Origin of the sequence: Halomonas sp. DP5N14-9 (assembly GCF_019802175.1) — a bacterium.
GTDB classification, from domain to species: Bacteria; Pseudomonadota; Gammaproteobacteria; order Pseudomonadales; family Halomonadaceae; genus Halomonas; species Halomonas litopenaei.
This window is the reverse complement of record NZ_JAHVHR010000035.1, coordinates 37,728-61,815: the sequence shown is the minus strand read 5'-3', so window position 1 is coordinate 61,815 and position 24,088 is coordinate 37,728. Positions and strand designations below refer to the sequence as shown.

22 protein-coding genes are annotated in these 24,088 nt (G+C 65.2%); 13 read left to right on the top strand and 9 right to left on the bottom strand.

Translation table 11 applies throughout. The features are described from left to right. Positions 1 to 115: 115 nt before the first annotated feature. Entirely contained in the window at positions 116 to 2,452 is a 2,337-nt protein-coding gene (locus KUW00_RS20025; RefSeq protein WP_222569982.1) for an ATP-dependent DNA helicase, read from the bottom strand. Beyond that, positions 2,445 to 4,139 carry a VRR-NUC domain-containing protein gene (locus KUW00_RS20020; protein ID WP_222569981.1) on the bottom strand — a complete coding sequence of 565 codons (1,695 nt, stop codon included), beginning with the start codon at positions 4,137 to 4,139 and terminating at the stop codon, positions 2,445 to 2,447. Before KUW00_RS20020 ends, KUW00_RS20025 begins: the two co-directional genes overlap by 8 nt. Positions 4,140 to 4,567: 428 nt before the next feature. On the opposite strand from KUW00_RS20020, the gene KUW00_RS20015 reads away from it, so the two are divergent. The 4 genes from KUW00_RS20015 to KUW00_RS20000 all read left to right on the top strand — a co-directional run bounded on the left by KUW00_RS20015 (position 4,568) and on the right by KUW00_RS20000 (position 7,586). Then, the gene (locus KUW00_RS20015; protein ID WP_045991236.1) at positions 4,568 to 5,347 is read left to right on the top strand and encodes a 3-hydroxybutyrate dehydrogenase; all 780 of its coding nucleotides are present in this window, start codon (positions 4,568 to 4,570) and stop codon (positions 5,345 to 5,347) included. A gap of 121 nt (positions 5,348 to 5,468) precedes the next feature. Continuing rightward, entirely contained in the window at positions 5,469 to 6,497 is a 1,029-nt protein-coding gene (locus KUW00_RS20010) for a patatin-like phospholipase family protein (RefSeq protein ID WP_045991237.1), read from the top strand. A gap of 258 nt (positions 6,498 to 6,755) precedes the next feature. Then, complete coding sequence (locus KUW00_RS20005) at positions 6,756 to 7,136, top strand: carboxymuconolactone decarboxylase family protein (RefSeq protein WP_052704215.1); 381 nt, start codon at positions 6,756 to 6,758, stop codon at positions 7,134 to 7,136. A gap of 60 nt (positions 7,137 to 7,196) precedes the next feature. Further along, positions 7,197 to 7,586 (top strand): cupin domain-containing protein, encoded by a 390-nt coding sequence (locus tag KUW00_RS20000; RefSeq protein WP_222569980.1) that lies wholly within the window; start codon positions 7,197 to 7,199, stop codon positions 7,584 to 7,586. Positions 7,587 to 7,956: 370 nt separating this feature from the next. Here KUW00_RS20000 and KUW00_RS19995 read toward each other — a convergent pair whose 3' ends face one another. Both KUW00_RS19995 and KUW00_RS19990 read right to left on the bottom strand, forming a co-directional pair. Continuing rightward, positions 7,957 to 8,994, bottom strand: a complete 1,038-nt coding sequence (locus KUW00_RS19995) for an NAD(P)H-dependent flavin oxidoreductase (RefSeq protein WP_222569979.1) — start codon at positions 8,992 to 8,994, stop codon at positions 7,957 to 7,959. Next, entirely contained in the window at positions 8,991 to 9,551 is a 561-nt protein-coding gene (locus KUW00_RS19990; RefSeq protein ID WP_108132253.1) for a TIGR02281 family clan AA aspartic protease, read from the bottom strand. Before KUW00_RS19990 ends, KUW00_RS19995 begins: the two co-directional genes overlap by 4 nt. Positions 9,552 to 9,685: 134 nt before the next feature. On the opposite strand from KUW00_RS19990, the gene KUW00_RS19985 reads away from it, so the two are divergent. Continuing rightward, positions 9,686 to 10,951, top strand: coding sequence for a homoserine O-acetyltransferase (locus tag KUW00_RS19985; RefSeq protein ID WP_261392285.1), 1,266 nt, complete (start codon positions 9,686 to 9,688; stop codon positions 10,949 to 10,951). 208 nt (positions 10,952 to 11,159) lie between these two features. Further along, positions 11,160 to 11,777 (top strand): flavin reductase family protein, encoded by a 618-nt coding sequence (locus KUW00_RS19980; RefSeq protein WP_315901210.1) that lies wholly within the window; start codon positions 11,160 to 11,162, stop codon positions 11,775 to 11,777. 89 nt (positions 11,778 to 11,866) lie between these two features. On the opposite strand, the gene KUW00_RS19975 is transcribed toward KUW00_RS19980, so the two are convergent. Together KUW00_RS19975 and KUW00_RS19970 are read right to left on the bottom strand one after the other, a co-directional pair. Beyond that, positions 11,867 to 12,625, bottom strand: a complete 759-nt coding sequence (locus tag KUW00_RS19975; protein ID WP_222569977.1) for a sulfite exporter TauE/SafE family protein — start codon at positions 12,623 to 12,625, stop codon at positions 11,867 to 11,869. Positions 12,626 to 12,690: 65 nt separating this feature from the next. Continuing rightward, complete coding sequence (locus KUW00_RS19970; protein ID WP_231498595.1) at positions 12,691 to 14,040, bottom strand: MFS transporter; 1,350 nt, start codon at positions 14,038 to 14,040, stop codon at positions 12,691 to 12,693. Between the two features lie 164 nt (positions 14,041 to 14,204). Here KUW00_RS19970 and KUW00_RS19965 point away from each other — a divergent pair, with 164 nt between their 5' ends. After that, a complete protein-coding gene (locus tag KUW00_RS19965; protein WP_222569976.1) occupies positions 14,205 to 15,029 on the top strand; it encodes a helix-turn-helix transcriptional regulator in 825 nt (274 codons plus the stop codon). A 9-nt stretch (positions 15,030 to 15,038) separates the two neighbouring features. Here the strand turns inward: KUW00_RS19965 and KUW00_RS19960 are convergent, their stop codons facing one another. Then, positions 15,039 to 16,100, bottom strand: coding sequence for an autotransporter outer membrane beta-barrel domain-containing protein (locus KUW00_RS19960; protein WP_222569975.1), 1,062 nt, complete (start codon positions 16,098 to 16,100; stop codon positions 15,039 to 15,041). Positions 16,101 to 16,158: 58 nt separating this feature from the next. Between KUW00_RS19960 and KUW00_RS19955 the strand changes: the two genes are divergently transcribed. The 6 genes from KUW00_RS19955 (at position 16,159) to KUW00_RS19930 (ending at position 22,991) form a co-directional block, all read left to right on the top strand. After that, entirely contained in the window at positions 16,159 to 17,613 is a 1,455-nt protein-coding gene (locus KUW00_RS19955; protein ID WP_222569974.1) for a hypothetical protein, read from the top strand. 309 nt (positions 17,614 to 17,922) lie between these two features. After that, positions 17,923 to 19,386, top strand: coding sequence for an aminotransferase (locus KUW00_RS19950; RefSeq protein ID WP_222569973.1), 1,464 nt, complete (start codon positions 17,923 to 17,925; stop codon positions 19,384 to 19,386). Positions 19,387 to 19,510: 124 nt separating this feature from the next. Further along, a complete protein-coding gene (locus KUW00_RS19945; protein WP_108132248.1) occupies positions 19,511 to 20,860 on the top strand; it encodes a Na+/H+ antiporter NhaC family protein in 1,350 nt (449 codons plus the stop codon). An 8-nt stretch (positions 20,861 to 20,868) separates the two neighbouring features. After that, on the top strand, positions 20,869 to 22,041 hold the full coding sequence (gene aguA / locus KUW00_RS19940; protein WP_222569972.1) for an agmatine deiminase: 1,173 nt from the start codon (positions 20,869 to 20,871) through the stop codon (positions 22,039 to 22,041). 142 nt (positions 22,042 to 22,183) lie between these two features. Then, positions 22,184 to 22,432, top strand: a complete 249-nt coding sequence (locus tag KUW00_RS19935) for a hypothetical protein (protein ID WP_045991247.1) — start codon at positions 22,184 to 22,186, stop codon at positions 22,430 to 22,432. Between the two features lie 316 nt (positions 22,433 to 22,748). Next, positions 22,749 to 22,991 carry a hypothetical protein gene (locus tag KUW00_RS19930; RefSeq protein ID WP_045991248.1) on the top strand — a complete coding sequence of 81 codons (243 nt, stop codon included), beginning with the start codon at positions 22,749 to 22,751 and terminating at the stop codon, positions 22,989 to 22,991. Between the two features lie 63 nt (positions 22,992 to 23,054). Here the strand turns inward: KUW00_RS19930 and KUW00_RS19925 are convergent, their stop codons facing one another. Together KUW00_RS19925 and KUW00_RS19920 are read right to left on the bottom strand one after the other, a co-directional pair. Then, positions 23,055 to 23,732, bottom strand: a complete 678-nt coding sequence (locus KUW00_RS19925; RefSeq protein ID WP_222569971.1) for an extensin family protein — start codon at positions 23,730 to 23,732, stop codon at positions 23,055 to 23,057. A gap of 96 nt (positions 23,733 to 23,828) precedes the next feature. Then, complete coding sequence (locus KUW00_RS19920; protein ID WP_045991250.1) at positions 23,829 to 24,008, bottom strand: hypothetical protein; 180 nt, start codon at positions 24,006 to 24,008, stop codon at positions 23,829 to 23,831. Positions 24,009 to 24,088: the final 80 nt, after the last annotated feature.

The window sequence follows — 24,088 nt, the reverse complement described above, 5'->3', positions numbered from 1 at the left end:
CCCTTGTGCCAGAAATCGCTTGCCCAGCCATTCGCCGGCCACGTCGACGGCCAGTCTGCCCTGGCAAGGACAGAGAACGGACAAGGGCAGCGACAGGTCAGACACAGGGACGACGTCAGCGCCGGGCCGTTTCCCACCAGCGGGGCAGCCTCGCCTGCACCTCAGGCCTGGCGAAGCGATCGTCCAGCAATACCAGGGTGCCGGTATCCTGGGGCCCGCGAATGACCCGCCCGGCCGCCTGGACCACCTTGATCAGCCCGGGAATACGATAGGCGTAGTCGTCACCGCGACCGAAGCGTTGCTCGAGGCGTGTCTTCAGCGCCTCCTGGCGGGCATCGCTGGGGGGTAGCCCCAGGGTGGCGACAAAGGCACCGATCAAGCGCTCGCCGGGCAGGTCGACGCCTTCGGCGAAGGCACCTCCGAGTACCGCGAAGGCGATCCCCTCGCCCCCTGGCACAAAATCCTCCAGAAAGGCCTCCCGCTCCGCCTCGCTCATGGCGCGTCGCTGGGCGCGCTGAGGAATGTCGGGATGGGCCTCGGCCAGGGCTTCTCGCACCTGCTCCAGGTAGGCGAAGCTCGAGAAGAACGCCAGATAGTGGCCGGGACGTCGACGGTACTGCTCGCTCATGACGTCGAGTATTCCCGGCAGGGATCGCTTCCGATCGCGGTAGCGGGTAGACAGCTGCGCGCACACCCGCACCTCGAGCTGCTCGGCGACAAAAGGCGACGCGACCTCGGACCATACCGTGTCCTCGGCTAGCCCCAGCAGGTCGATCTGATAGCGTGGTGGCGCCAGGGTCGCGGAAAACAGCACGCTTGCGTGAGCCGCGGCGAAACGGGGCCGCAGGAAGTCGGCGGGCACCTGGTTGACGATGGCCAGTCGTGCCCGCCCGCGCCCGTGACGGGTGAGCTCGCACAGCGAATGATCACCGAAACGCTCCGCCAGCCGAACGAAGGCCAACGCCTCGAACAGGCAGTCGGTCAGCGCCGGCTGGGTGTCCTCCGGATGCTCGCCCAGGTGATCGCCGATGGCACCACAGAGTCCCTGAAGGGAGCCGACCAACTCCGCCGGCAAGGCGTCGAGGGCAAACCAGCGTGGCGCCTCGCGACTGCCCGGGTCCTCTCCTCCGTGCTGACGCACCAGTGCCTGCCACTGCTTGATCACCCTGGCCAGAGGCTGGCGCAGCGCCCCCGGCGCCTCCTTTTGCAGGCGCGCCAGGCGACGCTGGTCAAGGCTCGCCGAATACATGCCACGGGCACGCTCGATCAGGTTGTGGGCTTCGTCCACCAGCACACCCAGGCGCCACTGTCGCGCCTGGGCCAAGCCGTGCAACAGCGCGCTCGAGTCGAAATAGTGATTGACGTCGCCGACCACCAGATCGCACCAGCGAGCCATCTCCTGGCCCAGGTAGTAGGGGCAGACGCGATGCTCAAGCGCCACCTGCCTGAGCCCGTCACGATCTAGCCAGCCCTGCTCCACTGCCGCCTGCCTCGCCTCCGGCAGTCGGTCGTAGAAGCCCTCAGCCAGAGGACAGCTATCTCCGTGGCAGGCCAGTTGCGGATGCTCGCAGGCCTTGTCCCGAGCGATCAGCTCCAGCGTGCGCAGCTTGCGCTGTGGGCCAGGGTCGAGCTGCGCCAGTGCCGCCAGCGCCAGCTGTCGGCCGGTGGTCTTCATGGTCAGAAAGGCGGCGCGGTCCAGCGCCTGGCGGGGCATCGCCTTGAGCAGCGGGAACAGGCTCCCCAGCGTCTTGCCGATGCCAGTCGGCGCCTCGATCAGCAGATCCCGGCCAGTGGCGACGGCCTTGTAGGTGGTCTCGGCCATCTCGCGCTGCCCAGGCCTGAACGCAGGGTAGGGAAACGTCAGACGGTCCAGCGCTTCATCTCTCCGCCGGCGATGTGAGGCTTCGGCCAGCGCCCAGGCTCGATAGGCGCGACAGGCCGACTCAAGCTCCTGCCACAGCGTGGCGGCCTCGGCCTCGACGCTCAGGCAAGTCTCGCGACCGCTGACCAGATCCAGATAGACCAGCGCCAGGGTAATCCGCTCGCGTCCCTGCTGGCGGCACCAAAGTGCGCCGTAGGCCCGCACCTGGGCCCAGTGCAACGCGCGCTGATTGTCGGCCATGCGCTCCAGGCGTCCCCGGTGGGTCTTGATCTCTTCGAGTCGCCCACCGTTCTCGGCCACACCGTCGATGCGCCCCTGGACCTTGAGTCCCTCGAGGGTGGCGACCGCCATCACCTCACTGCGGTAGCCTTCGCCACGTCGGGCCACGACGCGGGCATGGCCCTCTATCCCTTCCCGCGAGCTGGGGGCCGGGGTGAAGCGGTGATCCAGATCACCGCGCCTACCGGTGAACTCGCACAGTTCACGCACGCCGACGCTGAGAGAGACCGACTCGGCCGTGTCCGAGGTAGCTGTCTCGGCATCGTCAGACGTTGAAGATCCCTCAGCCATCGGACCACCTCACGTGGCACACCGACACCGGAATGCCGTGGCACTGGAAGTGCTGAAGCCAACGTCGCTGGTTGTCCTGCAGCCGGTCTCCTGGCGCCTTGACCTCGATCAGACGATAGCGGGGCAGGCCCTTGCCAGCATCGGGAAAGAACTGGATCAGGTCCGGCCAGCCCGATCGGTTGGCCTTGAGATCCTCGAGAAGGCGCTCGAACAGCACCGCCAGGTGTTCAGGCGCAATACAGTGAAGCGCCAGTTCCAGCAAGGCTTCGTCGAGCACTTCCCAGTAGACGAAGGGGTTGGCCAGGCCCTGCTTGTCGCGCCAGCGGGCCCTGATACGCTCGCGGTAGTCGCCGCTCGCCAGCGCCTCCAGGCAGGCATCGAAGCGATCACGCCGCCGCGATACGAAGTCTGGCCGATACAGATCCGCCGGCCCGCGATGGAAGGGATGAAAGAAGGCGCCCGGCAAGGGGGCGAAGATGACGTCCCAGCAGAGCAGCCCGAAGAGCCCGGCGAAGAGGTGATTCTCGACGTAGAAGGCTGGGGCCTCATCCCGGGCCAGGTGATCACGCAGCGCCAGCTCCACCGCGCCACTGGCCGCCAGCGATTGTGGCGGCAAGCTCAGGCTCCAGCTCTGCGGCGGCGCCTGTGCTGCCGGCTTGAGCACCGGCAGACCCAGGCGGCGCTGCAATCGCGGCACCAGCCGGGCAAGCGCCTGGCGCTCGGCGTCGTCCAGCGGTGCCTCGAGCGCCTGGGTCGCCAGCGTCAACGCCTGGTGATGCTCGCCCTCTCGCTCCAGCAGGCGCAGTCGACGCACCCGCGCTTCGCCCGGGCCAGCAAAGGAGAAGATCTCCAGCGCCAGCGCCGCCTGCCCCTCTCGCTGGGCCTGCTTGCCCAGACGCAGCAGCAGGCGAGACCGCCGCGCCGCGAGCCAGGGGTTATCGTCGGGCAGCCTTGGTACTGCCGACCAGATATCAGCCACGGCTTCGCCGTCGTCGAATCGCTCTCGCAGCCGATGCAGGCAGAGATAGGCATCCACCTCCTGACGCTGCTGAAACCCCCGCGACGCGGGATCGAAACTCACCCGTTCGTAGCGCATATGGCCAAGCTCGGCCATCACGAAATCGGACCAGCTCTGGCGCAGATTGCCGAAGAACATCAGGCGCAGTCGATCACACACCGACATTACCGACACCCGCACCAGGGTCTCGTCGGACTCAGGCCACCAGACGCTCCAGCGCCGCGGCGTGAACTGGCCGTCCAGCGCCTCGCACAGACGCGACTTGGAGACCGAGGTGGGCAGACCGCAAGCGGACACAGTTTCGGCGAAGACCCGTCGAGCCTCGGGCAGGCGCAACTGTGCAAGCAGGTCATCGAGACTCAGCACGGGATCAAGCTCCACCAGCTGCGCCGCCGCCAGTCGACTCAGCGCCTGCTCGAGATCATCGACCTCGGTGTAGACCAGGCGACTTGTGCGAAACAGCTCGCCCTTGCGCGAGACCATGCGGACCAGCAACGCCTGGGCTGCCTCCGGCAGCTCGCCGAAGGCCATGATAAAGCGCTGTTCTGGCTCTGCCAGCAGGTCGGCGTGGCGTGCCATCACCCAGTCGAGCACAAACTGAAAGTGACGCAGATAGTAGAGAGGATCGTCGCGCAGGTCGGCGGGTAGCGTGGGCGACTTGGGATTCATGCAAGCATTTTACCAGTGGTTCGCTGCGCTCCCAAGGAAGTTACCGACGCGCGCCCGGGTATTCGTCAGGCGGCAAACGGCTTTGCTGCTAAGCATTGATGAGCATTATGTGGATAAAGCCATTTCAGCAAAAGCCGAATCTTGCATGCCAGTCTATGCTGGTGACACTGTCGAACAAGGCCATGACTAACGAGCCTGCTGCCGGCCTGTCGCCTGATCGGACTCGGTGAAACACGTCGAGCTCTGTGGAGCTGGTCGATGTCGATGACGGCATCGACAAAGCTCGTCGATACAGCCCGACGATGAAGCCATCGAAAAAGCTCGTCGACGAAGCGAGGCCAGTGAAGCGACCTATCGGTCAAGCCATGAACACGCTGCAAGTTCCTGCCGGCCAGCGCCGGCGATCTCGTCTCTAGAGGAAGTGATCCATGCCCCAGCAGAAGACCGCCATCATCACCGGCTCCACCAGCGGTATCGGTCTCGGTATCGCCGAAGGCTTCGCCAAGGCGGGCATCAACCTGGTCATCAACGGTATCGAGGCCGCCGCGGACGTGGAGGCCACCCGCGCCAGTCTCGAAAAGCACGGCGTCAAGGTCGTCTATGACAACGCCAACATGATGGACCCCGGCGAGATCAGCGCCATGCACAAGCGGGCCGAGGCAGAATTCGGCAGCGTGGACATCATCGTCAACAACGCCGGTATTCAGCATGTGGCACCGGTGGACGAGTTCCCCGAGGACAAGTGGAACGCGATCATCGCCATCAACATGAATTCCGCTTTTCACCTGACCAAGGCCGCCTTGCCTGGCATGAAGGCACGTGGCTGGGGGCGAGTGATCAACATCGCGTCCGCCCATGCTCTGGTGGCATCGCCTTTCAAGTCGGCCTATGTGGCCGCAAAGCACGGCGTTCTGGGACTGACCAAGACCGTGGCGCTGGAAGTCGCCGAACACGGCATCACCGTCAATGCCATCTGCCCGGGATACGTGCTGACGCCTCTGGTCGAGAAGCAGATTCCCGACACCGCCAAGGCACGCGGTATCTCCGAGGACTCGGTCATTCGCGACGTCTTGCTCGCCAACCAGCCGACCCGCCAATTTGTCACCACCGAACAACTGGCGGCCACGGCGCTGTTCCTGTGTTCGGACGGCGCCGCCTCCATGACGGGAATCGCCCTGCCGGTCGATGGCGGCTGGACAGCACACTGAAGCACCGTTCGACAGGGTAGAGCATGCGGCGAACCTGCCGCCGACGCCGCTGCTGCCGCACTTTTCCCGGCAAGGGAAGACGGCCTCACGGACGACCGCACCAAGATGACAGGAGAGCTTGATGGCCAAGCCACCCAAGAAAATAAGTCTGGCACTTCAGGGTGGAGGCGCTCACGGCGCCTTTACCTGGGGGGTCCTCGACGCCCTGCTCGACGACCCATGCATCGAGATCGAGGCCATTTCCGGCACCTCCGCTGGCGCCATGAACGCTGTCGTTCTGGCCGATGGTCTGGTCCAGGGCGGGCGAGAGGCTGGGCGCGAAAAACTGGAAACGTTCTGGCGTGCCGTGTCTCAGTCGGCGCGCTTCAGCATTCTGCAGCGCACCCCCTGGGATCGTCTTAGCGGAAACTGGAGCCTCGACTACTCGCCGGGCCACGTCTACTTCGACCTGATGACGCGATTCTTCTCGCCGAGCCAGTTCAACCCCATGAAGTACAACCCCCTGCGGGACATCATCGTCGAGCAGGTCGACTTCGACAATGTGTGTGGCTGCGACCAGATGAAGGTCTTCGTGGCCGCGACCAACGCCGAGACCGGGCGCGTCAAGATCTTCGATCGCGCCGAACTCACCCCCGACATGGTGATGGCGTCGGCCTGCCTGCCCTTCCTGTTCGAAGCGGTCGAAGTCGACGGGGTGCCCTACTGGGACGGCGGCTATTCCGGCAATCCTCCGCTGTTTCCCTTCTATCACACCACCGAGTCCCGGGACATCCTGATCGTCCAGGTCAATCCGGTGGAGCGTGAGGGGTCGCCGACCAGCGCCCAGGAGATCCTCAATCGCACCAACGAGATCACCTTCAATGCCAGTCTGCTCAAGGAGTTGAGGGCCCTCGCCTTCGTCAAGCGACTGATCCACGAAGGCCACCTCGACCCCAAGAACTATCGCGACATGCTGGTCCATATCATCGATAGCCAGGACCTGCTGAAACCCCTCGGGGCCTCATCGAAGCTCAACGCCGAGTGGGACTTCCTGTGCCATCTGCGAGATCTCGGCCGCAAACGCGCCCAGGACTGGATCGAGCAACACTACGACGACATCGGCAAGCAGGACAGCGTCGACCTGAGAGCCATGTTCGAGGGCACCCACTGATCGGCAACGGGTCCCGATAGGCGTTATGGCATAGCGGTGCCGGTAAGGTTGCAGGCCCGGCACCGACCAAGCTGAGCAAACGGATCAGTCCGACAAGAAGTGATGACTCAGCAAGATAAAACAGTCGTATGTTTCAAACGACATATAGATTGGTAGCGGCAAAAAAATGGCTTGTCTTCCTGCTGCCGCCGATTACGGAAAGGCCGACACGGAATGCGATTACCCCGACCACTATCGTCGCCATGAGGATGCTGGAAAATGAGTTCCACCGCCGTTTCACCCAACATGGAGAAGGGACTCGCCTTCTTCCGTAAGCACAATCCCGCCGCCGCACAAGCGTTGGAGGAAAAGCTCGGTGACTTCGCCCCCGACCTGATGCGCCTGGTCGCCGAATTCCCCTTTGGCGAAATGTACGGTCGTGATGGCCTGGACCCCAAGCTGCGCCAGAGCGCCACGCTCTCGGCACTGGCCTGTGGAGGCCACGAGAATCAGCTACGCATCCATATCGGCATCGCACGCTCACTGGGCTTCACCCGTGACGAGCTGGTCGAACTGTTCATGCAGCTGGCGCCCTATGCCGGCTTCCCGGTCACCATCAATGCGGTGCTGGCCGTCAAAGACATCTACCCCGATACCTGAAGATCACCACGGTGATACACGCCCCACCAACCCCAACGCTGCGCAAGAAGGAATTACGCCATGTTTGAACATCAGAAAAATCCGCCGATGGAACCCGTTGACGAGGTCGATACCACACTGGCCTACATCGACCTTGCGGACGTCAAGCTGCCGGCAGGCGCTGCACCGCTGGAGCAACGTCACCTGCGCTTCCGCCGCGTCGACGTGGCACCAGGTGGCATCGTGCCTTACCACTCCCACGAGAACCGCCCGGCTATCCTGTTCGTGTTCCAGGGCGAGATCGTCGAGTACAACTCCAAGCATGAGCAGCCGCGCGTTCACAAGGCGCCGTCGATCATCGCCGAGTTCAACGATATCTGGCACTGGTGGAAGAACGAGACAGACGGTGACGTCATCATCTACGCCGCGGACCTGGCCGAGACCGAGAAGTGCGCCGAAGGCGAGTGCTGATCGACAGACCGAAAGCATGCTCGGCGATGTCGTTCGCCCCGCCGCAAGGCGGTAATACATCGGTAAAGCAATAATCAACCGATATCAGCAGAAGCCGCGGCCACTCATCGCCGAGTGCCGCGGCTTTTTTTATGCCAGAGCGAAGCTGGATGTTATGCCAGAGCGCCGAGGCCTTGCGTGCCAGAGCGAAGCCGCAGGCTATGCAAACGCGCCGCGGCCTTGTGTGCCAGAGCGAAGCCGCATGTTATGCAAAAGCGCCGCGTAATTTCCGAAGCGCTAGCGCTGCCTCGCGACCCTGACCTGCCCCCAGGAACCGCAATCTACGCTTGTCGCCAGGTTGGCGTTGCGAGCGCACAGGAAGACGTGCTCCTCATTGCTCCTCGAGTTCTCCTGCCAGCCACTGGAGTTGCTCGGCCACCGGTACCTCTCGACAGTGGCGCCGATTCTGGCCCGCCCACAGCGGAGAAAAGTCACCGCTGCAACGGGACTCGTGGGCCGCGCGCAGCTCGCACAGGGCGCTGGCAGCCAGCGGAAAGTCGGGTACCTCATCCGACAGCGGACCCAGCTCGCGCATGGCACGATTGACGATCCCGCGGGCGGGCCGACCGGAGAAGACATTGGTGATGTCGGTGGAGGCTTCATCATCCAACAGCGCCCTGCGGTGGACGGCCCTCACCGAGGCCTCGGGGCAGCACAGCAGTGCGGTACCGATCTGGACCGCCTGGGCGCCCAGATCCAGTGCCTGCCGGACCCCCTGGGGGTCGCCGATCCCTCCGGTCGCCACCACCGGCAACGAGATAGCCTCGACCACCCGGGGCAGCAATGACGCCAGCGGCAACTGAAGACTCAGGTCGTCACTCAAGAAATGTCCCCGGTGACCGCCTGCTTCAAGGCCCTGGGCGATCACCACGTCGGCGCCATGGGCTTCCAGCCACCGGGCCTCATCCACCGTGGTGGCGGTAGACAGCACCAGCGCACCGCAGGCCTTCACCCGCTCGACCAGTTGTGCCTCAGGTAGACCGAAATGAAAGCTCACCACGGCGGGACGGTGGCGCTCGACGATGGCACAGGCATCGCTGTCGAACGGCCGTCTGGTAGGCGTGTCACTTGGAGGTGGCGGCGCGATTCCCAACTCTTCATGGTAAGGGGCCAGCAACGCTCGCCACTTCTCCAGTCGACTCGCTTGAGGCTCGGGCGACGCATGGCTGAAGAAGTTGACGTTGACCGGGCCTTGTCCTTCCACCGCTGCAAGGGCCTGATCCAGCGCCTCGAGGGCCAGCATGCCGGCAGGCAGGCCTCCCAGACCTCCGGCTGCGGTGACCGCAAGCGCCAGTGTCTCGTCCTGGGCGCCGGCCATGGGAGCCTGGAGGATGGGCCACTTCAGCCGCAATCGAGAGAGCGCGGTCATGGTTGAATCTCCTTGTGTGGAGCGGCGTCGGCTCTCGGTGACGAGGAGCCGCGCGCCTGCAATTCCAGGATATCGCCACGGATGGCAATGTCGAAGCGTCCGAGAAAGCTCATGCCCAGCAGCGCCGTCTCACCTTCCATGCCCGGGCTGATGGAGCCATCGACCCGAGTCGCCGACAGGCCGCCCAGGGTAACGCTGTCCAGGCGTGTCAGGGTGCCTTGTGCACGACCATTGGCGGTATGAAACCAGGCGCTGCCGAGGTCCGGCAACGACAGTCTTGCCGCCAGATCTCCCGGCAGAGCGACACGGGTAGCGCCGGTGTCGACAAGGAAGGTCACCGGCGTGCCATTGATGCTGCCGGGCGCGACGAAGTGTCCGCCAGGCCCGCGCTTGAGCCTCAACGGCTCGCCCTCGGCCACCTGATTCAGGTTGGCATTGGGGTTCAGGCGCTGCTCCAGCCAGGACGTCGCCCACCAGCCACCGAGCCCCATGAACAGCACCCAGAACAACAGCATCATGGCGAGCCCGGGGCCACGTGTCCCCTGTCGCTGGGTCATCGGTTTCTCCTCACGGGCGGTTTCGTCCTCCTCGCGCCGGGACGACGAAGGCAGCATGGCGAAGGCGCCAGGTGAACGCTGTACTGGTGTCTGTACGCGGCATCGTCCGCGCCGACCACCACCAGGGAAGGTTCATGATGACAGTTTATGCGTCCGCTCTCCATGACCGGCGCCAGCCTGGCGCCGCCGTCGCCCTTGGCCTCCTCGTCGCCTCGATCTGGCTTATCGCCTCGCCGGCACTGGCCAGCGCCGACAACGATGACGAGGCGGCCTCCACCGGCCTGGACAATGTCACCAAACAGGTCTTCGAGATGCCAAGCTACACCACCGTCGGCGGTGACACCATCGCCCCGGTCAGAGTCGGCTGGGAGGCCTATGGCGAGCTTAACGAGGCAGGCGATAACGCCATCCTGATCACCCACTTCTTCTCCGGCACCAGTCACGCCGCCGGCCGCTATGACGGTGAAGAGACCCCGGGCTACTGGGATGCCATCATCGGACCCGGCAAGCCGCTCGACACCGACCGCTATTACGTCGTGTCGTCGGACACCCTGGTCAACCTCAACGCCGGCGACCCCGGAGTCACCACCACCGGCCCTGCCAGTCACAACCCCGACACCGGCGAGCCCTGGGGCACCGACTTCCCGTTGGTGACCATTCGCGACTTCGTCAATGTGCAGAAGGCCTTGCTGGATGATCTCGGTATCCAGCGCTTGCACGCGGTGATGGGTGCCTCCATGGGGGCGCTGCAGGCTTACGAGTGGGCCAGCGCCTATCCCGAGCGGGTCGAACGCCTGATTCCGGTGATCGGTGCGGGCGTGGCCGATCCCTGGCTGATCGCCAGCCTGGACGCCTGGGCCGCCCCCATCACGCTGGACCCCCACTGGCGCGGCGGTGACTACTACGGACAGACGCCACCGCTCGACGGTCTGCGCGAGTCGTTGAAGCTGATCACCCTGCAGGCCAACCACTGGCGCTGGGCGGACGCCACCTTCGACCGCGACTGGGCCGACGCAAACACCTCACCGATGAGTTCACTGGAAGCCCAGTACGAGGTCGAGGCGACCCTGGACAGCGTCGCCGAACAGCGGGCTGCCACCGCCGACGCCAATCACCTGCTGTACCTGGTCAAGGCCAACCAGGCCTTCATGACTGGCCATGGCGACAGCCTGGAGGCGGGCCTGGCCGCCATCGAGGCCCCGACCCTGATGCTCTATAGCGAAGACGACCTGGTGTTCTCGCCCCAGAAGGTTCGCGAGACCGCCGCACTGATCGAGGCCGACGGCACCCCGGTGACCCTCGAGGCCCTGGAGGGAGACCGCGGCCACATCGACGGCGTGGTGAACATCCAGCAGGCCGAAAGACAGTTGCGTGACTTCCTCGAGGCACCGATTCCCTGAATACCCGCCGTCGCCGACCTGGCACCGGGGCCTGATTGGCGGCCCTGGCGCCTTTCCAGGACCGAGGCGATGGCCTCGATCACGCAGCTCCGCCAAGGCTGGACCTGTCGGGCTCGGCGTGCTGGGATAGCGCCTGGACCGCCCCACGCCAACTGGCACCATCACAACGGGTGCTGTTGCAACGACAATGAACACAAGGAGTTCGACAGTGAGCGACGACGCCACCCTCAAGGTCAGCGACCTCGACGCCGGGCTGATCTATCGACTGTTCTCCGGAGCCATCGCTCCGCGTCCCATCGCCTGGGTGTCGACCCTGAGCGAGAGCGGTCACGCCAATCTGGCGCCCTTCTCGTTTTTCAATGTGGCCAGCGTCGATCCCCCCGTGCTGGCGTTTTCTCCATTGCTCAACGGCGAAGGCGCCACCAAGGACACCATCGCCAACCTCAAGCAGGTCGGCGAGTGCATCGTGCATATCGGTGGTGAGGCGCTGGCCGAGGCGCTCAACGCCACCAGCGCAAGCCTGCCGCCCGAGGGAGACGAGTTCGACCATGCCGGGTTGACCAAGGCCAGCCTGGGAGACCTGCGGGTACCGCGTATTCAGGAGGCACCGGTTGCCTTCGGCTGTCGCCTTCACGATATCCTGCACTTCGGCGACCGTCCGCTGTCAGGCAACCTGGTACTGGCCGAGGTGACCGTCATCCACGCCGATCCCCGGGTGTGGAACGGTCGACACGTCAGCTGCGACGCCCTGGCCCCGATCGGGCGCATGGCCGGCAGCGACTACGCACGCTGCACCGACCTGTTCTCCCTGGAACGTCCGAAGTAACGAACCCTGGGGCGCCCCGGCACCCCCTGACGGCGCCTGCAACGGCCCAATGCAGCTCTCGATGAAGCTCGGGTCGCCCGGGTCGTTGCTCAAGCCGCAAGCAGCGAACGCGTCGCCAGGTAGCCGCCCATGGCCAGCAGGCCAAGCAGAAACACCTGGCGAAAGCGCGCCTCGGATAGCCGGCGTCTGAGCCAGGCGCCCCACCACATGCCGAGACTCGCCGGCAGCAGCGCCAGGCTCGACGCCAGCAGCAGGTCGGTGGAGAGCAAGTCCCTCTCGCCGAGTGCCAGCGCCAGGCTCAGGGTCGACAGGCTGAACAACAGCCCCATGGCCTGAACCAGGGCGTCCCGTGACAGACCGATGGCCTGCAGAAAGGGCACCCCGGGGAAGACGCTGGAGCCCGTCAGCCCGGTCAGGACGCCATTCATCGCGCCGACGGCGCCGGCCTGGACCGGGCTTCCCGAGAAGCGCAGCCGTCGCCCGCTCAGATTCATCAGTGCGTAGAGCATCAGCAACAGCCCCAGCAGCAACGACAGCCAATGAGCCTCGACGCTGGCCAGCACCCATACCCCCGGCCAGACCGCCAGCACCGCCGCCAACAGAAACAACCAGAGCCGACGGCATAGCGTCAGCAGATGCCCTCCCACCAGGGCCTGCCAGACGTTGGTGACCACCGTGGGCACCAGCATCAGCGCCATGGCCAGAGGCAGCCCCAGGGTCGCGGTCAACAGCGCCAGCAGTACCGTGGGCATGCCCATGCCGAGCACTCCCTTGACCAGTCCTGCCAGGACGAAGATGGCCGACAGCAGGAACAGGGTAGCGGGTGCGAACAGCGCGTCCGGCAGCATTCAATCGTCCTCGGTACGGGTCTCTGGGCCAAGGTCCTCGATAGCGTTCCCTCGGCCCAGGTGGTTCAGTGCGTATCGTCCAGCCTGGCTTCCCACTCCCCTGCCACCCGCTGGCCACGGCGCTGATTGACGCCAGCGCAGATCACGATGGCGATGATGAAGAAGGCGGCGCACAACAGGATCGAGGCCTTGAGCCCCACCGCCGCCTGCAGCAGGCCAAGGCCGACGATGCCGATGACCCCCGCCAGCTTGTTGGCCAACCCCCAGAACCCGAAGAACTCGGCCGCCTTCTGGCGGGGCGAGAACAGGCCTACCAGGACCCGGCTGGCCGACTGGCTGGAGCCGAGGCTAAGGCCCGCCAGACAGCCGACCACCAGAAACAGTTGCTCGGCCTGCCAGTCGAGTCCCCAGGTAGCGTTTAGCCAGGCGGTGACCTCGGGGGTGGCCCAGATGGCCAGGATCGCCAGCACCCACAGCACCAGAGTCATCAGATAGGTCACCAGGGTACCGATGCGGTCCTGGATAAAGCCAAATCCGAGTGCCCCTGCCGCGGCGGTGATCTGGACGATGATGAACATCAGGTTGCGGGTGCTTTCCTGCCAGCCGATGACCTGGGCGCCATAGATGAAGGCGAAGGCGATGATGATGTAGACACCGGCCATGGAGAACAGCACCGAGGTCAGAAACAGACCCAGGTCACGGAACCGACGCAGTTCATGCAGGGTGGTCGATACCCGCTGCCAGGCGATGCGGGCGAAGGGTTGGCGATGGGGCTGTGGCTCGGCGCGCTCCTTGAGCCAGACGAAGGTTGGTATCGCCGCCAACAGGAAGAAGCCCGCGGCGAAGGGCCCGACCCAGCGGATCCGCTCGAAGTTATCCGCGGTGGCCTCGCCCAGTATGGCCAGGGTGAAGCCCGCTGCCACCAGTCCGCCGACGTAGCCCAGCGCCCAGCCGAAACCGGAGATGGCGCCAAGCTTCTCTGGCGGCCCAAGCCCCGGAAGAAAGGCCGCGATAAAGGACTCGCCCATGGAATAGGCGTAGTTGGACAGGATGATCAACACAAAGCCCAGCGCCACGTAGCCCGGCTCGACAAAGTACAGCATGGCGGTGGTGGCGATGGTGGCCAGATAGCTGGCAAACAGGAAGCGCTTCTTTTCGGCGCGGTAGTCCATCACCGCACCACACAGCGGGCCGGTCACCACCACCAGCAGAAAGCTCAGCGCCAGCGCCAGGCTCCACAGCAGGTTGGCCAGGCGAAAGTCGTCGCCTCGGTCGCCGACGATCACCGTGGTGAAGAGTTCACCGAACACCACGGTGATGATCAGCAGGGTGTAGGCCTGATTGGCGAAGTCGAACATCGCCCAGCCGAAGATCTCGCGCCGGCTCGCCCTGTCGCCGCCCCTTGGAGTCGTCATGCTCACGCTCATGCTGCCGTCCCGTTGGCAAAGGAGTTCAAGATAGCAGCCCGACTCGCCCCAGCGCCACGTCACGCCGAGCCCGGCAGACCCTTGGGACGACCACTGACACCAATAACGAAGTGATACAGTGTGGGCTTCAGACTTTCGACCCAGCGAGCCCCATGACTCCCATCGACTACCTGGCATCCAGCGCGGCCCAGGCCTGGCACCAACGACTGGCTGGCCTGATTCAGGGTGCCGATCGCAGCGACCTTCCGCGACAGCTGGAGCAGGCACTCGCCGAGCTGGTGCCCATGGACACCCTGATCCTGCATGCCTACCAGGGCCGAGGCCGTCCGCGAGTGGTCCATGACAACTATCCCCCCGAACGCCGCCAGCGCGACATCGACCCTTATCTGAGTCGCGTCTACCTGCTCGACCCGATGTTCCAGGCCATCGAGTCTGGTCAGGATAGCGGAACCCATCGACTGCGCGATCTGGCGCCGGACCGTTTCGAGAGCAGCGAGTACTACCACCACTACTATCGCGGCCTGGGACTCAAGGATGAGATCGGACTCTTCGCACGGGTCAGCGACGACACCGTGATGGTGCTGTCTCTCGGCTTCCGTACCCAGTCGCGACCGGTGACTCGGCGCACCGTACAGGCGCTACGCCACCTGACGCCCATCGTCGAAGCCCTGCTTCAGCGGTTCTGGAGCTGGCAACGCAATGCCTTCGAACCGCAACACCAGGAGGTCGAGCCCGTCGACGCCGCCTTCTCGAGCTTTGGCCAGGGTGTGCTCACCCGCCGCGAGCAGGATATCGTGCGCCTGCTGCTCGCGGGCCACTCGGCCAAGTCGGCGGCGCGAGAGCTCGGCATCAGCGATGGCACCGTCAAGGTCCACCGCAAGCACGTCTATCAGCGCCTGCAGGTCACGAGTCAGGCCGAGCTGTTTCGCGCCTTTCTCGATCACGTAGCGCTGATCTCCCGCCAGCAGCGTGACTGACGCACCCGCTCAGAAGCGGTAGGAGAGATACAACCGCCCCTCCCAGATATCCAGGTCGTCATGGCCGATGCTGAGATAGCCGGCGCTGGCCTCGAGCAGGGTGGCCTCGCCGACAAACCAGCGGGCGCCAGTGCGCAGGGTACCCGTCAGGTCAGAAGGGTCCTCCCACTCCAGATCCTCGTTGAGGTAGCGCCCGCCGTTGGGCTGCTCGAAGGCCCAGTCCACCCCCAGTTCGGCGTAGGGCATGATCAGACCCGCGTGGTCAGTGTGGTAGATACGGCTAACCTCACCACTGACCGACGCGACGCCAGTGCTGTAGGAGTCGCCGGGCACTTCCACCTCCACCGGTATCCCCAGGATCTTGCCGTCCAGGTCATAGTCGTCGCTGCGCTCACGGGAGTAGAACAGCGAGACGGTGGGACGCAACAGGGCCTCCCCCCAGCGGTACTGACCGTGGGCATTGAGCGCGCCGCCGAAGCTACGGGTGTCGAAGCTGCCATCCAGGGTCGCCAGTTCGGTGTCATTGTCACCCCAGCGCCAGATCAGCGATGCGTCCAACGCCCAGCGCTCGGACAGTCGATAGGCGACATAGGGAGAGATGCTGAAACCATCGCTGTCGCTGTCCCAGGCGCCGCCAAAGTTGTCAGAGCGGCTCGAGTCGACGCTGAAACTGACACCCGCCACCGCCTGCTCCGACACCCAGCGGTCGACCCCCACCGCCACTACCTGGGCCTCGCCATCCAGATCCTGGCCATCACGGTCATCGGAGATATCGGTATAACGAGCATCCACCCAGGTGTTCCAGGGAGAGACCGGCTCTCCCTGACGCCCTGCGGTGATCGGCACCTGTTCCATCAAGGTGGCCTCCAGCGCGTTCCGGGTTCTTGCCTGGGCGTGCTGGCGCAGCAGGTTCTCGGGGCAGGTCACCACCGGCAGGGTACCATCGGCCAGCGGCGCACCCCCGAGTCTGGGGTCGTGACGAGGGTCGATGCAGCGGTTAGCCGGCAGCGGCACCCGCCCGGCATACCACTCGGCCGCATCGACACGGCCAACAATCTGGCCCTGGGGCATCGATGGCACAGAAGGTGTCAGACCCGACGGCGGACGCTGTTCAGGCGGTACGACACCGATGGGAGGTGTCACCCCGGAAGGCGGCCTGACATCCGGAGGCACGACACCGATGGGGGGCGCTACCTCGCCCGGCCGCGCAACGTTCGGAGGAAGGCTCCATTGCCCCAGGGTGGGCCGCCCCGGCGTCACCCCCACCGGCGGGCGCTCGGGGGCGGGCACCGTACCTATCGGCGGCGTTACGCCGGTCGGCGGTCTGAAGTCCGGTGGCACCGTGCCTATCGGTGGCGTCACCCCGGTGGGTGGCCGGAAGCCCGGAGGCACCGTGCCTATCGGTGGCGTCACCCCGGTGGGTGGCCTGAAGCCTGGAGGCACCGTGCCTACCGGCGGCGTTACCCCGGTGGGTGGTCTGAAGTCCGGTGGCACCGTACCTATCGGTGGCGTCACTCCGGTCGGGGGTCGGACGATTGGTGGGAAAGCGGGTGGCACCGTGCCTACCGGCGGCGTCACCCCGGTGGGCGGCCGCTCGATTGGTGGGAAAGCCGGTGGCACCGTGCCTACCGGCGGCGTTACCCCGGTCGGTGGCCGGAAGCCCGGAGGCACCGTACCTATCGGCGGCGTTACCCCGGTGGGTGGCCGGAAGCCTGGCGGCACCGTGCCTACCGGCGGCGTTACCCCGGTCGGTGGCCGCTCGATTGGTGGGAAAGCGGGTGGCACCGTGCCTACCGGCGGCGTCACCCCGGTGGGTGGTCTGAAGTTCGGTGGCACCGTCCCTACCGGCGGCGTCACCCCGGTGGGTGGCCGGAAGCCTGGCGGCACCGTACCTATCGGCGGCGTCACCCCGGTGGGTGGCCGGAAGCCTGGAGGCACCGTACCTATCGGCGGCGTCACCCCGGTGGGTGGCCGGAAGCCTGGCGGCACCGTCCCTATCGGCGGCGTCACCCCGGTCGGGGGTCGGAAGCCTGGCGGCACCGTCCCTATCGGCGGCGTCACCCCGGTGGGTGGCCGGAAGCCTGGAGGCACCGTACCTATCGGCGGCGTCACCCCGCCAGGGCGGGAAAAATCAGGAAAGATCTTGCCGATGGGAGGGGTAATGCCCGGACGCTCCGGCATCGGGATCTGCCCGGCCGGCGGCAATGTGAAGCCACCCTTCTGGTTCTGGGTATCCAGCAGACAATCCTTGTTGCCCCCCAGATCCAGAAGCTTGTGCACACCACCGTTGCCGTTGGATACCACTGGCGACAGGGTCAGGTGCAGGCCGCCGGCATTGCGCGTCCACTCATCGACGCTCTGCTTTCCCTGCGCCGCCTCCAACCCGAAGTCACCCGGCGAGGTCCCCGACAACCACACCGAGCGCGAACCATCGTTGGTGACACCGACAAAAGCCAGCCCTCCCGAGGCACCACAGTTGGCGGCGATAGCGGGTAACGGGGCCGACATCAGAAAGGCGACAAGGGTGCCCAGGGCACGACGAGTAAAGGGTGGTGCTGGCAACATGGCAAAGTATCCGGACTGACCATTCAGCATCCGCCGCGCCAGAATCTGGGCCACCTCTTCCGGCACCTGCGGATCATTACGGCACAGCCTACACCAACGTCGGAGGATCGCTACGTCTGCCTCAAGTCTCGGTAGTGCCGTTTCGCGCACCCCTCTCTCAATCATGAGGTAGATCAAGGTCATGGCAACCTGAGTCGATCATAGGCTACCCCATCGGTGATACCGGCACTGCCGCCGCCTGGCGGCCCGAGGAGACCTACCCTCATAAGGATATGTCATCGACAGGGGCAGTCTGGCGAGACTGGAGACCTTCCCAAGGAGGTTTCCAATGACAACACCCGACACTCGCCTCTCGTCCCGCCCCTCGACTCCCGTCGCCGACACGGCTCCGGTTCCGGCCCCAGTCCCAACAACAGTGGATGCCGAGACCCTGTGGCGCCAGGATCGGGACCACTTCGTCCATCCCTTCACCGACTTCAGCGTCTTCCACGACAAGGGCTGCGAGCTGATCACCGATGCCGAGGGCATCCACGTTCAGGACATTCACGGCAACCGCTTTATCGACGGCATCGCCGGGCTGTGGTGCGTCAACGTTGGCCACGGTCGTGCCGAGATCGGCCAGGCCATGGCCGAACAGGCCACCCGCATGGCCTACTTCTCGACCTTCAACAATCTGTCCAACGCACCGGCTACGCGGCTGGCCGCCAAGCTCGCCGAACTGGCCCCGGCCCACCTCAACCATGTCTTCTACAGCTGCGGAGGCTCCACCGCCAACGACGCCACCATCCGCCTGGTGCACTACTACTTCAACCGCCTGGGCAAGCCGAACAAGAAGCGTATCCTGTCGCGCCGCAACGCCTACCACGGCACCACCTACCTGGCCGCGAGCCTGACCGGCATCGAGAGCAACAACTGGGAATTCGACACCCTCGATGGTCTGGTCACCCATCTAAGCGAGGCCAACCTCTATCGTCGCCCCGAAGGCATGGATGAAGCACAGTACTGTGATCATCTGGTCGCGGAACTCGAGGCCACCATCGCCGAGATCGGCGCCGACAATATCGCCGCCTTCATCGCCGAGCCGATCATGGGAGCCGGCGGCGTACTGGTGGCCCCCCGGGGCTATCACGCCCGCATGCAGGAGGTGCTGCGCGCCCACGACATCCTGTATATCGCCGACGAGGTGGTCACCGGCTTCGGTCGCCTCGGCCACATCTTCGCCTCGGAAGCGGTATTCGACACCCAGCCCGACGTCATCAACCTGGCCAAGGGCCTGTCCTCGGGCTATGCCCCGCTCGGCGCGACCCTGATCTCCGACCGCCTCTACGAGGTGCTGGGCACGCCCCAGGGCAAGGGCGGAGTACTCAGCACCGGCTTCACCTACTCCGGACATCCGGTCAGTTGCGCCGCGGCGCTCAAGAATATCGAGATCCTCGAGCGAGAAGAGCTTTGCGCCAACGTCCGCGAGGTCGGCCCCTATCTGGAGCAGGCACTGGCGACGCTGTCACGACATCCCACCGTCGGCGACGTGCGCGGCAGCCACTTCATGATGTGCATCGAGAACGTGGCCGACAAGGACACCAAGGCGCTGTTCCCGGTGGACGCGCGTGTCGGCGATCGGGTGGCCTTCGAGGCCCAGCAGCGCGGACTGATCATTCGTCCGGTGGGGCATCTCAACGTGATCTCGCCGCCCCTGATCTGGACCCGCGACACCGTCGACGAGGCCGTCGCCATCCTCGACGAGGCGCTTGCCGCCACCGCCGAGTCCCTGCGTCGCGACGGCTATCTCTAGCCACGAACCCTCCTGCAACACGAGGCCGCACGCTTTTTTGCCGCGCGGCCAGCGCAGGGCTCGCCCCTGCGCGATAGCTTCCGTCCAATAACAACCGTCGCCACAGGCGATACAAGGAGCTTGCATGGAAACCTACGGCGTCTGGAGCCTGGTTCCCACCCTGGTGGTGCTGGTCACCGCCATCATCACTCGTCGCACCATCGAATCACTGCTTGCCGGCTGCCTGGTCGGGCTCTTGATGATCGCCCCCAGCGAGGTCGTCACCCGCGGGTCGGACATCCTGCTCACGGTCCTCGGCAATGACACCGTCACCTGGATCATCCTGGTCTGCGGCCTGTTCGGCAGCCTGATCGCCTTGCTGGTCAAGACCGGCGGCGTGCTGAGCTTCGGTGACGCCATGACCAAACGACTGCACAGTCGTCGCCAGAGCCTGCTGACCACCTGGGTGCTGGGGCTGGTGATCTTCGTCGACGACTACCTCAACGCCCTGACCATCAGCGCCTCGATGAAGAAGATCACCGATCGCTTCGGCGTCTCCCGCGAAAAGCTGGCCTATCTGGTGGATTCCACCGCCGCCCCGGTGTGCATCCTGGTGCCCTTCTCGACCTGGGCGGTGTTCTTCGCCGGCCTGCTCGAGGACAACAACGTCGCCGACAACGGCATGTCGCTGTACATCTCGGCGATCCCGTACATGGCCTACGCCTGGGTGGCGGCGGCCCTGGTGCCCTTGGTCGCGCTGGGCTGGCTGCCTGACATCGGCCCGATGAAGACCGCCGAGGCCCGTGCCAAGGCCGGCCAGCCGGTGCCCGATGGCGGCGAGGAGCACGCGCTGCAGATCGACACCAACTACGATGGCCAGAGCCCGCATCTGCTCAACTTCCTGCTGCCAATCGCCAGCCTGATCGTCGCCACCTGGTACTTCGATATCGACATCCTGCGCGGGGTCATCGTTGCCCTGGCCGTCACCCTGGTGCTGATCGCCGTCCAGCGTCTGCTGAGCTTCAATGACACCTTCGATACCGCCCTGGAAGGCTTCAAGGCGATGATCATGCCGCTGGGCACCCTGGTCGCCGGCTTCTCGCTCAAGGAGGTCAACGACGTCCTGGGCCTCACCGAGGTGGTGATCCAGGCGGTACAGCCGCTGATGACCGCCGGCCTGCTGCCCGCCGTGGTATTCGTCACCATGGCCTTCCTGGCCTTTGCCACCGGCTCCTTCTGGGGGCTGTTCGCGGTGGCCATGCCTATCGTGCTGCCGTTGGCGATCAGCATGGACGCCAATATGCCGCTGGTGGTCGGCGCCTTGATCTCGGCCAGCGCCTTCGGTAGCCACGCCTGCTTCTACGGGGACTCCACGGTGCTGTCGGCCCAGGGTAGCGGTTGCAGCCCCATGGCCCACGCCCTGACCCAGATCCCCTACGTGTTGATCGCCGCGGCCCTGGCCACCGGCGTGTTCCTGCTGATCGGATTCTTGTGAGAGCCTACATGAACCAGACACACCATTCGTCTTCATCGACCCCGGCCCCTATCGCGTCCCCTATCGCGTCGCGTTCCGCTGGCAGCGACGCGCACAGTCCCGCCCGACTTGGCTGGTCCATGCCGGCGGAATTCGCCCCTCACGACGCCTGCTGGATGCTGTGGCCCCAGCGCCCGGATACCTGGCGCCTGGGAGCCAAGCCCGCCCAACAGGCCTTCGTCGCGGTGGCCAGCGCCATCGCCGAAAGCGAGACCGTCTACGTGGGCGTCAACGACGATCAGTACGAAAACGCCCGTTATCAGCTTCCGGAATCGATTCGCGTGGTCGAACTATCCAGCAACGACGCCTGGATGCGGGACGTGGGCCCGACCTTTCTGACCCACCCCGAACATGGCCTGGCGGTGGTGGACTGGGAATTCAACGCCTGGGGCGGACTCAAGGGCGGGCTTTACTTTCCCTGGGACAAGGATCGCCGGATCCGCCCCAAGATCGCCGAAATGCTGGGCATCCCCCGCTTCGATGCCGGTATCGTGCTGGAAGGCGGCGCCATTCACGTCGACGGCGAGGGCACCCTGATCACCACCGAGGAGTGCCTGCTCAACCCCAACCGCAACCCGGGTCTGGATCGCGCCGCCATGGAGGCGCGCCTGGGTGAGCAGCTGGGCATCAGCAAGGTCATCTGGCTTCCCCGGGGCTGCTACCTCGATGAAACCGACGGCCACGTCGACAATCTCTGCTGCTTTGTGGGCCCCGCCGAAGTTGCCTTGACCTGGTGCGACGACGCCGCGGACCCGGAGTACCAGATCTGTCGCGACGCCCTGGCGGTGCTGGAAGCCAGTACCGATGCCTGCGGTCGACCGTTTACCGTGCACCGCCTGCCCCAGCCCGGCCCGCTGTTTATCGGCGAAGACGAGGCCAGCGGCATCGACCGGCTCTCGAGCTCGCACCCACGCCAGCCCGGGGACCGCATGGCGGCCTCCTACGTCAACTTCTACATCGGCAATCGAGTGGTGGTCATGCCCCTGCTGGATGAACGCCGCGACAACGAGGCTCGCGACATTCTGGCGAGGCTTTTTCCCGAGCGTCGGGTGATCGGCGTGCCCGCCCGAGAGATCCTGCTCGGCGGCGGCAACGTCCACTGCATCACCCAACAACAGCCGAGGGATCCAAGACATACCTGACAGGCGGGAGTCGTCGTCGGTAACGACACGGCACCAGAAAATGTCTGCTGAAAGCGACACCACATCGGAGAATCAAGGGGTTGTGCTCGGCTCTCTTGGCCAATAGGCTCGATATGGCACATAACAGCATAGGAGAAACATCATGAGGAAGGGTTCCATCAAGACACTCTCCAGCCTGCTGCTGGCCACTTTCATGACCTTGGGCCTCGCCGCCTGCGGCACCGGCACCGGTGAACGCGCCGCCAGTGGCGCTGGCGTGGGTGCCGCCGTAGGTGCCGGCGCCGCTGCCGCCACCGGTGGTGACGTCGCCGAAGGCGCCGTGATCGGCGGTGGCGTAGGCGCGGCCACCGGCGCCGCCACCGATGAGGACGACGTCGACCTGGACAACTAAGGTCCTGGGCCTGGGGCGAGGCGAGGGCGCCTCGTTCCAGACCTGCTCGACGCACAAGAACACCGCCGGCTTGCCGGCGGTGTTCTTGTATCTGGCCGGTCGTGTATATCGCCCGGGCCTGTCCGGCCGTGTGTCTGAGCTGTCGTGTGTCTGACCTGGTTCGACCAAGCGGGGTTCGGCTAGACGGGGGGCGGCCAAGCGAGCACGGCTCCCACAATTGGCGCCAATTGGCGACAATTGCTGCATATTTGCTTCACTTGCTCCTTTCTATGCCGTTGTTACTGTTAGGGTCATCCCCCAGCATGAGGACGACGACATGAAACTTCTGAAGATGACCGGGCTGAGCGCTACTGCCCTGACCATGGCCCTGGCACTGTCGGCCTGCGGTACCGGTACCGGAGAACGGGCGCTGAGTGGCGCGGGGGTCGGTGCAGCGGTAGGTGCCGGCGCGGCGGCCATCACCGGCGGCGACGTGGGCAAGGGCGCGGTCATCGGCGGCGGCGTGGGTGCGGCGACCGGTGCTGCCACCGATTCCCGGGACATCGACCTCAGTCGCTAAGTCCAGGCCCGAGGCGTCCAGGCAGCTTTCGACCCCGCCCCGATCCGAGCCAGGATGCCGCCCTCAGCGGCAGACCCGACCGCCCACGCCGAGATGAAAGTGATCGGCGTGGGCGGCATTGTAGTCAGGCCCCAGCACGGTGCCGAAGACCTTGCAGGCGCGCTGCCCCACTTCCTTCAGGAAACGTCCTTCGGCTCCCTTGCCCCAGTGGCCCGACAAGCTGACGCGACGACCGTCCTCGAGTTCGAAGGCGGCCACATCCAGGGCCTCGGCGCTGGCATGCTGGCTGCGACGTCCCTCGGCTCGACCATAGATGTTGCGGCAGGCGAAGCTGCCGAAGTGTTCGATCTGGGCCACGTCCACGCCAAGGTGGGCACGCGCAGCGGCGCTGAGCTCATGACGCTCGAACACCGCCCAGGCCACCGCCAGCGGGCAGCGTGTCATCACGCTCGGCTGCATGCGCGACTGGCCTCCGGCGTAGCGCACAAGATTGGAAAGCTCGCACTGGCCCCGGGTGACGTCATCCAGTGGGGTATATCGCTGGGGCGGGTCCGCCGCCAGCACCGCACGGCAGGCCTCGGGGTCATCCGCCAGCCGCGCCAGCTTCCAGCCGAGGAAAGGACCAGGCGGCGTCTCGATCGATATCGGTGTCCAGGGCAACCAGCGATCCGGTATTGCGATCATCCCCTTGTCCAGGGCAACGCCCAACACCAGCAGCATGATCAACAGCCACTGCCCCATATAGTTCCTTCCTGTGCCCGACCCTTTCTGTGCCCGACCCTTCCTGCGCCCGACCCTTGGCCACGGTTCATCCCACGACCGGGGCGTCGGGTACGATCAAGGGTCCACCAACAAGGATAGCGCCAGAGCGACGATACCGACCGTCACGGCGGTTACCACCGCCAGGATGACGATACGGTCCAGCCAGCGATCGAAGGTGACCCAGTTGAATGTCAGCCGCCTGCGACGAGACGGTGGCCCGCGGCGGGTCGCGCCGCGGGCAGGGGGTGAAGACATGGCCGAGATCCTTCCGACGATACCCTGAGCTTACGTCCTGGCACTCTTCCTGACTACCAATGCATCGTAGATACTGCATT